The organism is Rhodococcus jostii NBRC 16295 (assembly GCF_001894825.1).
GTDB classification, from domain to species: Bacteria; Actinomycetota; Actinomycetes; order Mycobacteriales; family Mycobacteriaceae; genus Rhodococcus_F; species Rhodococcus_F jostii.
Genome location: NZ_BCWY01000027.1, coordinates 45011 through 58252, shown reverse-complemented (window position 1 = coordinate 58252; position 13242 = coordinate 45011). Strand labels below are relative to the sequence as shown.

Sequence of the window (13242 nt, the reverse complement as noted above, 5' to 3'; positions counted from 1 at the left end):
AAAGTTCCTTCTCCTCCTACTGGGGCAGCTTGGGTGTGATCTGGCGGTCGATGATCTGCTGCAGTTGCGCCCCGACACCGGCGAACGTCGCTGCCACATCCGCGTTCTGGAGGGCGATCTGTTCGAGTCCGGTGCCGATGATCTGGTCGCCGCCGGGCACGAACACACGGGCGTAGTCCTGCGACCGGGTCTTCGCGAGCTGGTCGACGGCGGTGCGCGCGTTGGGATTGGCGTCGAGGTACGCCTTCATGCTCGGGTCCTCGACAGCGGATTTGCGGACGGGCATGTATCCGACGTTCTGGGAGAAGTATGCGGTGTTCTCGCCGTTCGTCACGAAGTCGATGAACTTCAGCGCGTTCTTCTTCCGCTCGTCGGAGATTCGCGCCGGAACGGCGAGGCCCGCGCCACCCGTCGGGCAGCCCGGCGCACCCGACGCCGGCAGGAAGGCGGTGCCGAAGTCGAAGGCGGCGGACTTGGTGATCCCCGACAGGTCCCCGGTCGAGGCGATGGTCGAGGCGACGATGCCGGCGCCGAACTCGTTGGCGATGTCACTGGACACGGCCGCGTACTTCTTCGTGTGGATCATGTCCTTCAGGAACGTCCCCGCGGCGATCGTCTTCTCGTCGCCGAACTTCAGATCCCACTGATCGGAGTAGGCGCCGCCGAACGTCCAGACCGGTCCCTCGAACGTCCAGCCGAGGTAGTTCTTGGCGTCGCCCCAGCCGTGGGCCAGCTTGCCGCCGCCCATCACCTTCTGCAGTTCGGGACCCCACTGGTCGAACTCCTGCCAGGTGGCGGGACCGCGGTCGGGCAGGCCGGCCTGCGCCCACACCTGCTTGTTGTAGTAGAACAGCGGCGTCGACCGGGCGTACGGGAGCGCGTAGTGCATGCCCTGGAACAGGTAGTCGGCGAGCAATGAGTCGACGTAGTCGGCGGAGTCGACGCCGACCTCCCCGAACAGCCCGTCGAGGGGCTCGATGGCACCGGTGAGGGCGTAGTTGAACCACCAGACGTCCGACAGGACGACGACGTCGGGGAGTTCGCCGCCCGACAGTGCGGCGTTGAACTTCTGCGACACCTCCTCGTAGTTCTTGCCGCCGTCGACGAGATTCACCGTGAGTTCGGGGTACCTGGCCTGGAACCGGTTGATCAGCTCGCGTTCGACGTCCTGGGACTTGCCGGGGTGGTTGGACCAGAACGTGATGGTGTTCGCGTCACCGGCCGCACCGGAGGTCGCAGACGAACCCGACCCGGATCCCGCGCACGCCGTCAGCGCGGCGCCGGCCGCCACCGCACCGGCCAGCCCGAGGAATCCCCGACGATTCATCCGATTCATGTCTCTCCTCGTGTCCGCTATCCCTTGACCGCACCCGATGTGAGGCCCTTGATCATGTGCCGTTGCAGCACAAGGAAAACCGCAAGGATCGGAAGCATGGTGAGCACCGTCCCCGCCATCACCGGACCCCAGTTGGTGAGCCCGTCGTTGTTCTGGAGCTGGGTCAGCCCGATCGGCAACGGCGCCACGGACGCGTCGTCGGCCATCAGGAACGGCCACAGGTATTCGTTCCACTCGGTGACGACGGTGATGATCGCGAACGCGACCATGGTGGGGCCGGACACCGGCAGGACCACCCGCCACAGCAGCCGGACGTGGCCGGCGCCGTCCATCCGCGCCGCCTCGATGATTTCGGTGGGTATCGACAGGAAGTGGTTGCGCATCAGGAACGTGCCGAACGCGACCCCGGCGAGCGGAACGATGATGCCGTGAAAGCTGTTCCGCCAGCCCCATTCGGCGACGAGTGCGTAGTTGGAGATGACCGTGATCTGGTTGGGCACCATCAACGCGGCGATGATGCCGAGGAACACGAGGTTCTTGCCCGGGAACCGCAGGAACACCAGCCCATAGGCGCTGAACACGCCGAGCGTGAACTTCACGACGGCCAGCACCCCGGTGATGATCACCGAGTTGCGCAGGAACGTCCAGAACGGCACCGCCGTGGTGGCCTCGGAGTAGTTCTCGGGATGAAAGGTGCCGGGCCACCACGTGACCGGGATGGTGTATACGTCCGGGCGATCCTTGAACGACGTCATCACGATCCAGTACAGCGGCAGTGCCACCATCACCAGCACGGCCACCATCGCGGCGTACCCGAGGGCCGTCACGACCGCTTCCCGCCGGCGATGGTCACGGATCGCGTCCTCCGCCGTCACCGGCACATCCGTGCTGCGCTGGTCACGCACGGTGTCCGCGGTCACCGGCCGTCACCGCGATCCATGATCCGCACCTGGTAGACGGTGATTCCGAGCAGGACCAGGAACATGATCGTCGCGACCGTGGCGCCGTAACCGGCGCGGAAGTTGCGGAACGACTCGTTGTAGACCTGGTAGACCATCGTGGTGGTTCCGGTGCCGAGCGGACCACCCCGGGTCATCACGTTGATGATGTCGAACACCTGAAGGGAGCCCAGCATCACCGTGATCGAGAGGAAGTAGGTGGTGGGACGCAGCTGCGGGAGCACGACCCGGCGGAACGTCGTCCACGTGCTCGCCCCGTCGATCTCCGCGGCCTCCGTCAGCTCGCGCCGCGTACCCTGCAGTGCCGCAAGGTAGATCACGAACGTGTAGCCGAGGTTCTTCCACATATAGGTGACCGTCACCATGAACAGCGCCCAGTGCGGATCCTGATAGAAGTCGGGAACGGAGTCGACACCCACGCGGTGCAGGAGGTCCTGGATCAGCCCGAACCGGGGATCGAACACGAATTGGAAGGCCACTCCGATCGCGGCGCCCGAGATGACGAACGGCGCGAAGATCGCCGACCGAACAAGGTTGCGGCCGTGCAGCTTACGGTCCAGCAGCAGGGCGAGTGCGAGACCCGCGACCATCGACCCCGCCACGGTGGCAACGGTGAACACGACGGTGTTCCCGACGATCTGCCAAGTGTCAGGACGGCTCCACCACTCGCGGTAGTTGCCCCAGCCGACGAAGGTGGCGACGGGGTCGGCGATGTTCCAGTCGAAGAACGACAGCCGGATGTTGTCGACCAGCGGGCGGTAGGTGAACAGAACGAGCAGAACCAGATTGGGGCCCACCAGCGCCACGAACAGCGCGTAGTCCCGCCACGGACGCCCGAGCATTCCCTGCTTTCCCGGCGACGGCAGGGTTCGTTCCGGACCAGATCTCACTGCGGCAGTCTGACGACCGATAACGAATAGCCGGTAAATTGCCGTAGCCCGCACATTGAACTGTGCGGGCTACGGAACGTGCGTGATCAGATCAGGTTCAGCGGTTCCAGTCGCCGAGACCGTCGGAGCCGTTCAGCACGCCGCCGGCGGTGTTCTGCACGACGACGGCATCGCCCTTCTTCGAGTTCTCGTAGAACCACTTGGCGTCCTCGGTGCTGACGTTGAGGCAGCCATGGCTGACGTCGGTGTTGCCCTGGGCGTCCACCGACCACGGTGCGGCATGGACGAAGATGCCGCTGTACGACATGCGGGTGGCGTACTCGACGTAGGTGCGGTACCCCTCCGCGGAGTCGACCGGCACACCGTACGTGGAGGAGTCCATGTACATGTCCCGGAACTTGTCGCCGATGATGTACGTGCCGTTCGGTGTCTCGTGGTCGGTCTTGCCCATCGACGTCGGCATGGTCTTGACCACCTCGCCGTTGCGGGTGACCGTGATCTGCTTGGTGTTGTCGTCCGCGGTCGCCACGAACGCGTCACCGATGGTGAACGTGGAGTGCGAATCGCCGGCGTCCACGGTGACCTCGGTGTTCGCGGGCCAGAACTCGGTGGGCTTCCACCGCACCTGGCTGTCGTTGATCCAGTAGAAGCCACCCTCGACCGGCTGGCTGGTGGTGACCTTGATAGCGCGCTCGGCGGCGGCGCGGTCGCCGATCGCCTCGTTGAACCGGATGATCACCGGCTGTGCGACACCCACGACCTCGCCCGCACCCGGGTTGAGGGAGGGAGCCGAGAAGTTCGCCGGCGCGGGTGCCGGTTCCGGAAGCGGGAGTTGCGGCGCGCCGGGCAGACCCGGCAGCGCGGGAAGGGCCGGGATCTCGGGTCCACCGGGAAACAGCGGTGCGGCCTGCGCGGCCCCCACCAGTGCCGTTCCCGACACCACAGCGCCGGTCAGTGCGACAGCGACGCGCGAAGACCAGTGCTTGTTCCTGGAAAAACCGATTCCTGACTTGCCCATATGACCACTCTCGTTCGACGACGTGTACAACGCGCGTCCCCGACGGACCTATCAATCGCGCACTGCCATTAACACACATCATCCGGCCACGAGCAATTTGCCCGCAATCGTTGCCGCTCCGCGGCCTGCGGGCACGCGGAGTCACCGAGCGGTCAAGAAGAGCTCACGATCAGGTATCGGCACGGGCAGCGGCCAGCATGCTCTCGATGGTGATCAGTTTGGCGCGGGTGCGGCCTGTGGCCTTGCCGCCGGCGCGCTCCGTCTTGTCGATGCGCTGCCAGCCCTGGTAGTCGACGGCGTCCGGCGCGCGCTCGGCGATCAGCCGGTCGAGGCCCTCACGGTCGGCGGGCGCGTCGAGCCGCCCGGCGGCGAAGTCGTCGATCACCATCGTGACGGTCTCCGCGGAGCAGTACTTGTTGGTGCCGATCACACCCGTCGGCCCCCGCTTGATCCAGCCCGCGACGTACACGCCGGGCACCGGCGTGCCGGTCTCCGGATCGATCACCCGGCCGTTCTCGTTGGGGATGACGCCGCGCCGGTCGTCGAAGGGGATGCCGGCCACCGGCTGACCGCGGTAGCCGATCGAGCGCAGCACCAGGCCGGTGTCGAGCGTTGTGGTGTCGTCGGAGGGTTTGGCGCTGAGCGTGCCGGACGCGTCCGCGACCATCTCGTTCCGGGCGATGCGCACCGATTCGACGGCGCCGGTGCCGAGAATCTCGACGGGCGATGCCAGGAAGCTCAGCACGATCCGCTTCTTCGCCGGGTCGGCGGTGCGGCGGGCGAAGTCCTCGACCTGCTTCACCTTGTGGCGCTGCCACGGCTCGGCCTCGTCGCCGTCGATGAACGCGCGGCTCGCGGGGTCGAGTACCGCTTCGTCCGGGTCGACGACGATGTCCACGTTCGGCATGCGCCCGAGTGCCAGGAGTTCGGGGTTGGTGTACGCGGCCTGGGCGGGCCCACGGCGGCCGAGAATCACGACTTCACGGATCTTGCTGGCCCGCAGCGCCTCGAGTGCGTGGTCCGCGAGATCCGTCTTGGCCAGGACCTCCGGGTCGGTGACGAGGATGCGGGCCACGTCGAGGGCCACGTTGCCGTTGCCGACGATGACGGCCCGCTCCCCCGACAGGTCGAACGTGCGGTCGGCGTAGTCGGGATGACCGTTGTACCAGGCGACGAATTCGGTGGCGGCGTGGCTGCCGACGAGATCCTCACCGGGTATGCCCAGCGCACGGTCGCCGGCCGCACCGACCGCGTAGATCACGGCGTGGTGGTGCGCGAGCAGTTCCTCGTGGCTCACGTCGCGGCCCACCTCCACGTTGAAGTGGCAGTGCACCGTGCGCTTGCCGACGACCGAGCGGAACTGGTCGGTGACGCCCTTGGTGCCCGGATGGTCCGGCGCGACACCGGCGCGCACCAGACCGTACGGGGTGGGCAGGCGGTCGAAGATGTCGACCTCGACGCGCGGCTTAGCGGTCAGTTCCATCGCGGCGTAACAGGCGGCCGGCCCGGACCCCACCACCGCGACGTGGAGGGTGCCGAGCGCGGCGTCGATCTGCGGCAGCGTGAGCGGCTCCGGCCAGTCGGGGCCGATGGGGTGCTTGGTGTAGTACTGCGCGTTGATGTCGAGGTACGGCTCGTCGACCTCGTCGAGGTCGTTCTCCGCGTAGATCGCCTCCACCGGGCACTCCTCGACGCAGGCCCCGCAGTCGATGCAGGTGTCCGGGTCGATGTACAGCATTTCCGTGGTCGCGAACGGTTTCTCGTCCGGTGTGGGATGGATGCAGTTGACCGGACAGACATCGACGCACGAGGCGTCGTTGCAGCACGGCTGCGTGATCACATAAGCCACGGTTCTCCCCTACCTGGGTACGCGCAGTCAGTCGTCGAAATGTGACACCAGACTATAACGTGTTCCACTTTTGTGCGAGAAGGTCAGACCGCATCGCCCGGCTCCACGCGGAATCCGACCTTCAGGGTGACCTGGTAGTGCGCGACGGCGCCGTTCTCGACGTGGCCCCTGGTCTCGACCACTTCGAACCATTCGACGTTGCGCACGGTCTCGTTGGTCCGCGCGATGGCGTTCTTGATGGCCGCGTCGGTGCTGTCGCTCGACGAACCGACGACCTCGACGACCCGGTACACGTGATCACTCATCAGGATTCCTTTCGTGGTTACTTGCCGTTCCGGACGATCGCCTGCGCCTCGACACCGAGCCGGGCCAGACGAAGATCACCGAGAGCCGTGAGAGAACTGCCGAGCCGGTTGGTGACGAAACCCAGCGACAGTCCGCTGTCGAGGTCGGCGTAGGCGCCGGACCCGCCGACGCCGTAGTGCCCGATCGCGTTCCGCGGTTGTTCCCGCGTCGTCGCGAGGAGCGGCCGGTGGTAGCCGAGCGACCAGTGTGGCCGGATGCCGAGGACGTAGTCGCGGTCGCGGGTCTGCACCTCCGACATCTGCGCGATGGTGGACTTGCGCAGGAACCGGCGGCCGTCGATCTTGCCGCCGTTGGCGATGGCCCCGTACATCCGGGCGAGGGCCCGCGCGCTGAACACGCCGTTCCAGCCGGGCATCACCGCGTCGTGCACCGCGGGATTCCGGACCAGCACGTCGAACCCCTGCGGCATCGCCGCCTCGGCGAGTCCGCGGGTGGGCCCGACGAGAGACAGCACGTTCGAAGTGAGTTCCCAGTTGAGTCCGGCCGGGTTGATGTGCGGAAACAGTTTCGCGATTCGCGGACGGTGGTGTCCGGGAACCTGATACCAGAAGTCGTCGACGCCGAGCGGACCGGCGATCTCGTCGTGCACGACCTGCACGAACGGTTTTCCGGTGACACGGGCGATCAGTTCGGCCACCAACCAGCCGTAGGTGACGGCGTGATATCCGGGACCGCGCAGGCGGCGCGGATCCGCCCGGGTGGCCGCGAGGGCCTGCACGACGGCGTCGTATTCGAGGAGATCGAGTGGGCTCCGCATCAGCCCCCGCACCTTGTGCAGCCCGGCGCGGTGCGTGAGCAGATCCCGGACGGTGATGTCGTCCTTGCCTGCCGCGCCGAATTCGGGCCAGTAGCGCGCCACCGGAGCGTCGTAGTCGATCAGCCGACGCTCGGCGAGCCTGTGGACGACGGTGCTGGCCACACCCTTTCCCGTCGAGAACGACAGGGCCATCGTGTCGCGGTCCCACCGGCGGTCGCGGTCTGCCCAGCCCGCCCAGATGTCGAGGACTTTCTCACCCCGGAAGTACGCGGTGAGCGCCCCGCCACCGTGCTGAGGTTGCCGGTACATCGCGAAGAACCGGTCGGCGAGCGGCAGGAACCGCGGATCGACGTGCAGCTCCGTCCGTGGCACGGACGCGGGCCGGGGAACTCGAACGCTGGTCGTCATCGACCACCTCCGATCTCGCTGCCGTATGTCCTACGGCAGTTGCGTCAGCCCATTGTGACTACCGTCACCATACGACGCGGACCGGGGTGCCGTTCAGGGAAGCCGCCACACTGTTATGCCGTCGCTGAGACACGCTTGACCTGCAAGGAAATTGACCGCGAGCGACGGTCCCGCGGCGCACACCACGCCCTTGGCCGGATCCGCGACGAGCGCCTGCCCTCCCGGACCGCTCAGTACCAGCGCGGGACCGGCACCGTCGACCGTTCCGATCGCGACACTCTCGGGCCCGACGGCGACCGCGGCGACGACACCCCGGTGCGCCTCTGCTGCACCGACGCCGCCGCCCAGTCCGGCCCCGAGCGCCGCACCCGCGTGCGCCGCGTCGGCGAAACCGACACCGTCGGTGCCGAAGGCCGCCGAATTGCTGCTCGGATCGGCGTTGGCCCCGCACGCGGTGCGATCGACGACCGTGGTGTCGCCCCGGCCCGGCGGGGACACGCAGGAGAGGGACACCGCCGACGCGGTGGCCGGCGCGATCATCAGGGTCCCCAGTGCCGTCGCGACGACACCGAGGGCGAGTCCGGCAGTACCGACTGTCGTACGTTCCATGGCGACCTCACATTGTTCCCGACCCGACCGTCCAGAGCCTACGTGAGTGCCGGCTATTTGCGGTCTCGGTCCCGACTCGGTTGTACCCGCTTGGGTTCTCCCGGCATCTTGGGGTAATTGGGCGGGTACGGGAGATCGCCGAGTCCGTTCGCGGCGTCGCGTTCGGCCATCTCCAGCAGCCCGTCCAGCGACTGCACCACGTCACCCATGGTGGCCATGGGGTCGCCACGCTTCTCGAGCAGGGCGGGCACGGTCGCGATGGTGAAGTCGTCGGGGTCGACGTCGACGAGTTCCTCCCACGTGACGGGCGTCGACACGGTCGCGATCGGGGTCTTGCGGGCCGAGTATGCGGACGCGATGGTCTTGTCGCGCGCGTTCTGGTTGAAGTCGAGGAAGATGCGTTCGCCGCGTTCCTCCTTCCACCAGGACGTGGTGGCCCGGTCGCCGCTGCGCCGCTCGATCTCCCGCGCGAGGGCGATGCCGGCGCGGCGCACCTCGATGAAATCCCAGCGCGGCTCGATGCGCAGATACACGTGCAGCCCGCGGCCACCCGACGTCTTGGGGTAGCCGACCAGTCCGAGTTCGTCCAATAGTGGCTGGAGCACGTCCAGCGCGACCGCGCGGGCGTCGTCGAATCCGGTGCCCGGCTGCGGGTCCAGGTCGATGCGCAGTTCGTCGGGGTGATCGACGTCGGGGCACCGCACCGCCCACGGGTGGAACGTGATGTTGCCGAGGTTCGCCGCCCACACGATGTTCGCGGCGCTGCGCACCCGGAGCACGTCGGCCGTGCGGCCGGACGGGAACGTGACCTCACACGACTCGACGTGGTCGGGGCGCTTCGCGGGAACCCGCTTCTGGTAGATCTCCTCACCCTCGACCCCGTCCGGGAACCGTTGCAGGTGTGTCGGCCGATCGAGCAGTGCACCGAGCAGCGCACCGTTCAGCGCCACGGTGCGGTAGTACTCCACCAGGTGCCGTTTCGTGCCGCCCTCGGCGCCGAGTTTCGGGTAGTAGATCTTGTCGGGACTCGACAGCCGCACGGCGACGCCGTCGACGTCGAGTTCTTCGGCGGGACTCGCCATCTAGGAACCTCCGGCCAGGACGTCGGCAAGGTCGTATCGCACCGGGACCTCCAATTGTTGGAACGTGCACTCGTCGGGCGTCCTGTCCGGACGCCAGCGCAGGAACCGCGCGGCATGCCGGAATCGTGCGCCCTCCATCTGGTCGTACGCCACCTCGACCACCCGTTCGGGGCGCAACGGCACCCAGGTGCGGTCGTTGCCCGACTGCCACCGCGTCGGTGCCCCGTCGGCGACGACGTCCTCGCCGACCCGCAGCTCGTCGAGTTCGGCGAGCAGTTCGATCCGCCGCGCCGCCGTGAACGCCGACGCGCCGCCGACCATCGCCATGTCGTCGCCGTCGTAGAGGCCGAGCAGCATCGACCCGATACCCGGTTGACTCTTGTGCGGCCGGTATCCGATGACGACGCAGTCGGCGGTGCGGGCGTGCTTCACCTTCACCATCTCCCGCTTGTTCGGCAGGTACGGGCCCACCAGTTTCTTCGCCACCACCCCGTCGAGGCCGGCCCCCTCGAACGCCTCGAACCATTCGGTGGCGACGTCGCTGGATTCGGTGGCCGCCGTGACGTGGCAGCTCGGGCCGCCGCCGATGGTGTCGACGAGTTGTGCGCGGCGGACGGAGAAGTCTTCCCGGCTGAGGTCGCGGTCGCCCAGGGCGAGCAGATCGAAGGCGACGAACTGGGCCGGAGTCTTCTCCGACAGCATCGTCACGCGGCTCTCCGCGGGATGAATGCGCTCCGACAACGACTCCCAGTCCAGCCGGGTGCGGCCGTCGATGTCGCGGGGGACGACGAGTTCGCCGTCGACCACGCACCGCTCCGGCAGCTCCTCCCGCACCGCGCGCACCAGCTCGGGAAAGTACCTGGCCAGATCTTTTCCGCCACGGGAGCCGAGTACCACCTCGTCGCCGTCGCGGAACACGAGGGTGCGGAAACCGTCCCATTTCGGTTCGTACGACCAGACGAGCCCGGACTCCGGTTGCACCGGAACCGACGACGCAGCCTTCGCGAGCATCGGCTGTAACGGAGGCATCACGGGGAGATCCACCCGTCCATACTGTCACCACGATTGGTAAATCGGACAGCGATGTAATCAAATAATGCGCGACACGGCAATTGCGGTGGACACGGTCGAGGTGGCAACGGTCATCTCAGAGGAACGGGTGGCGGGCCGTCACCTGACGGAGGGGTCAGACATGACAGGGTTAGTTCGGCGGGTGTGTACCGCAGTCGTCGCGGTGTCGGCGACGGCACTTCTGGTCGCAGGGTGCGGTTCGGACACGACGCCCACCGCGGTGCCGGAGTCGGGGGCCTCCGCGGCCACCTCGTCCAGCGAATCGACCACCGTGATCGACGGCCAGGAAGGCGAGGACGCCGGCGGGGACGTCGACTTCGAGGTCGCGATCGGTGAGTGCGTGAAGCTCGGCGGCACCGTCACCGACGCCGAGATCGACAAGGCGGTGTGCGGCAGCGCCGACTCGAACTACAAGGTGATCGCCAAGGCCGCGAAGAACAGCCAGTGCATCAGCGACGCCGACTCGTACTATTACGAAACCCTCGGCGGCGTCGAGCAGGGCGCGATCTGCCTCGACGTGGACTGGGTCGTCGGCGGGTGCATGGACGTCGGCGGCGAGGATCCCGCGCGCATCGACTGCGGCGACACCACGGCGGTCGACGGTGTGAAGGTGACGGAGATCGTGCAGGGCGCCACGTCCGTGGACTCGTGCGGCACGTCGTCCAACGGGTACGAGTACACGGAGCGCAAATTCGTCGTCTGTGTAGACGAACTCTGACGGCAGGCGCCGGCCGGCTGCGGGTTCACCCGCAGCCGGCCCCGCTCACAACCAGCCCCGGCGTTTGAAGATCGTGTACAGCCCGGCACAGGTGAGCATCATCAGCGACAGGGCGAACGGATACCCACCCGCCCAGTGCAGTTCGGGCATGTGGTCGAAGTTCATGCCGTAGACGGTCCCGATCAGGGTGGGCGCGAAGAGGATCGCCGCCCACGCCGACACCTTCTTGATCTCCTCGTTCTGCGCATAGCTGGCCTGCGTCAGGTTGCGCATCTCCTCGTTCTGTTCCTGCGACACCAGGGTGGCGTTGACGGTCAGGATGTTCCCGAGCAACTGCCGGAACCCGTCCGCGCGCTCGACGACGACGGTCGCGTGGTCGGTGACGTCACGCAGATAGCGCTGCAGTTCCTCGTCGGTGTTGTACTTCTCGAATCCGTCCGACAACCCCCGCAGCATCCCGAGCAGCGGCCTTGTGGCCCTCTGGAATTCGATGACCTCACGGGTCAGCTCGTAGATGCGCCGCGACACGCCCGGCGCTCCGCTGAACACCTCTGTCTCGATCTCGTCGATGTCGTTCTGCAGCCCGGCGACGACCGGCGCGTACCCGTCGACCACCGCGTCGAGGATGGCGTAGAGGACGGCCTCGGGTCCGAGCCGGAGCAGGTCCGGATTGCTCTCCATCCGCCTGCGGACCGCCGACAGGTCGGGAGACTCACTGTGCCGGACGGTGAGCACGAACGTCGGACCGCAGAAGACGTGCAGCTCACCGAATTCGACGCGTTCGGTCTCGTCGCAGTACCGCGCGGCGCGCAGGACCACGAACAGTGTCTTGCCGTACCGCTCGAGCTTGGGTCGCTGATGGGCGACGATCGCGTCCTCGACGGCCAGCTCGTGCAGATCGAATTGCTTTGCCGCCGCGTACAACTGGGCGTCGTTCGGCCGGTACATCCCGATCCACGCCATCGAGGACGAGTCCGGGAGACTCCCGAGGGCCTCCGACAGTGTGGCCGGCGTGGCCGTCTTCCGGCCGTCGCGGTAGACGGCGCTGTTGACGACGGTTTCCTCGGCCGGTGTCGGTTCGACGGGACGGCGAGGGGCCGCATGACCGGCGTCGGTGTCGGACAGACCGGCGGAGCGGCTGGGCAGGAGGGAACGGATCGGGCGCAGCTGAGGCATGGCACGGGGCTTTCGAGGAAAAGTGGGCAGCGCGGAACTGCGCTGAGGAACACGGACCGTGAAACCGTGCACCTACCGGTGGAACGGTTTCAGTTGGTACTCGGAGGTCGGCTTCTCATCGGATGCCACACCTCCTCTTCTCTCGAAAAATGCGATTCGCGACCTGGGCGAACTGCAGACCGCAGGACACGATACCCCCGGCGACCGGCGGCGACAACCTGGGATCCCGGCCGTGTCGGTCCCGGATCGGAGGCGTTCCGCGGCAGATACTGGGCGCGCACCGAATCACCACCGAGAGGCCCCCCGATGACCAGCTGGTCGGACAGACCGATCTGCGCGTTCGATCTCGAGACGACGGGGCCCGACCCCACCGATGCCCGCATCGTCTCCGCGTGTATCGCCCTCGTCGGCGCTCACCACTTCGAGTCGCGAACCTGGCTGCTCGACCCCCAGGTCGCGATCCCGGAGGCCGCGTCGGCCGTGCACGGCATCTCCACGGAGTACGCCCGGGCCCACGGCCAGGACTACGCCACCGGGTACGGGGAGATCCGCGACGCGCTGTACGACGCCTGGACCCGGGACTTCGCCGTCGTCGCGTTCAACGCCTCGTACGACCTGACCGTCATGCACGCCGAGGGCCTGCGCCTCGGGCTTCCGGAACTCGTCACCGGCGTCGTCGTCGACCCGTACGTCATCGACCGCGAGATGGACAGGTACCGGAAGGGCCGGCGAACGCTGGGCGCGGTGTGCGCGCACTACGGCATCGCGCTGGAGGACGCCCACGAGGCCGAGGCCGATGCGGTCGCCGCCGCGCACCTCGCCCGGACCCTCGCGCAGGAGTACCCGAATCTGCGGGCCCTCGACATCATGACCCACCAGGCCGACTGGCATGCCGAACGTCAGCGCGACTTCGCCGACTACCTCGTCCGGCAGGGGCGTGACGCATCGGATGTCAACGGCGAGTGGCCGATCCGCGGTCTCACACAGTTCCGCATCGCCTGAC

Annotated in this window: 13 protein-coding genes; 2 read left to right on the top strand and 11 right to left on the bottom strand. The window is 67.3% G+C overall.

What is annotated here, in order from left to right; translation table 11 throughout:
- Positions 1–16 precede the first annotated feature (16 nt).
- The 10 genes from RJ1_RS18695 to RJ1_RS18650 all read right to left on the bottom strand — a co-directional run bounded on the left by RJ1_RS18695 (position 17) and on the right by RJ1_RS18650 (position 10318).
- Complete coding sequence (locus RJ1_RS18695) at positions 17–1336, bottom strand: ABC transporter substrate-binding protein (RefSeq protein WP_073362438.1); 1320 nt, start codon at positions 1334–1336, stop codon at positions 17–19.
- 17 nt (positions 1337–1353) lie between these two features.
- Positions 1354–2256 carry a carbohydrate ABC transporter permease gene (locus RJ1_RS18690; protein ID WP_073362436.1) on the bottom strand — a complete coding sequence of 301 codons (903 nt, stop codon included), beginning with the start codon at positions 2254–2256 and terminating at the stop codon, positions 1354–1356.
- Positions 2253–3137, bottom strand: coding sequence for a carbohydrate ABC transporter permease (locus tag RJ1_RS18685; RefSeq protein WP_205415415.1), 885 nt, complete (start codon positions 3135–3137; stop codon positions 2253–2255). The genes RJ1_RS18690 and RJ1_RS18685 overlap by 4 nt, the downstream gene beginning before the upstream one ends.
- A 145-nt stretch (positions 3138–3282) precedes the next feature.
- The gene (locus RJ1_RS18680; RefSeq protein WP_073362430.1) at positions 3283–4203 is read right to left on the bottom strand and encodes a L,D-transpeptidase; all 921 of its coding nucleotides are present in this window, start codon (positions 4201–4203) and stop codon (positions 3283–3285) included.
- 169 nt (positions 4204–4372) lie between these two features.
- On the bottom strand, positions 4373–6052 hold the full coding sequence (locus RJ1_RS18675; protein ID WP_073362428.1) for an FAD-dependent oxidoreductase: 1680 nt from the start codon (positions 6050–6052) through the stop codon (positions 4373–4375).
- A gap of 83 nt (positions 6053–6135) precedes the next feature.
- A complete protein-coding gene (locus RJ1_RS18670) occupies positions 6136–6357 on the bottom strand; it encodes a dodecin (RefSeq protein WP_073362425.1) in 222 nt (73 codons plus the stop codon).
- A gap of 17 nt (positions 6358–6374) precedes the next feature.
- Positions 6375–7583 (bottom strand): serine hydrolase domain-containing protein, encoded by a 1209-nt coding sequence (locus tag RJ1_RS18665; protein WP_073362422.1) that lies wholly within the window; start codon positions 7581–7583, stop codon positions 6375–6377.
- A gap of 93 nt (positions 7584–7676) precedes the next feature.
- Complete coding sequence (locus RJ1_RS18660; RefSeq protein ID WP_073362419.1) at positions 7677–8192, bottom strand: DUF6764 family protein; 516 nt, start codon at positions 8190–8192, stop codon at positions 7677–7679.
- A gap of 53 nt (positions 8193–8245) precedes the next feature.
- On the bottom strand, positions 8246–9274 hold the full coding sequence (locus RJ1_RS18655) for a DNA polymerase domain-containing protein (RefSeq protein WP_073362416.1): 1029 nt from the start codon (positions 9272–9274) through the stop codon (positions 8246–8248).
- Complete coding sequence (locus RJ1_RS18650; protein ID WP_073362414.1) at positions 9275–10318, bottom strand: ATP-dependent DNA ligase; 1044 nt, start codon at positions 10316–10318, stop codon at positions 9275–9277.
- 148 nt (positions 10319–10466) lie between these two features.
- Here RJ1_RS18650 and lppU point away from each other — a divergent pair, with 148 nt between their 5' ends.
- Complete coding sequence (lppU, locus tag RJ1_RS18645) at positions 10467–11063, top strand: LppU family putative lipoprotein (protein ID WP_073362559.1); 597 nt, start codon at positions 10467–10469, stop codon at positions 11061–11063.
- A gap of 45 nt (positions 11064–11108) precedes the next feature.
- On the opposite strand, the gene RJ1_RS18640 is transcribed toward lppU, so the two are convergent.
- Positions 11109–12239, bottom strand: coding sequence for a magnesium and cobalt transport protein CorA (locus tag RJ1_RS18640; RefSeq protein WP_073362412.1), 1131 nt, complete (start codon positions 12237–12239; stop codon positions 11109–11111).
- Positions 12240–12545: 306 nt separating this feature from the next.
- On the opposite strand from RJ1_RS18640, the gene RJ1_RS18635 reads away from it, so the two are divergent.
- The gene (locus RJ1_RS18635) at positions 12546–13241 is read left to right on the top strand and encodes a 3'-5' exonuclease (protein WP_073362409.1); all 696 of its coding nucleotides are present in this window, start codon (positions 12546–12548) and stop codon (positions 13239–13241) included.
- Position 13242 lies beyond the last annotated feature (1 nt).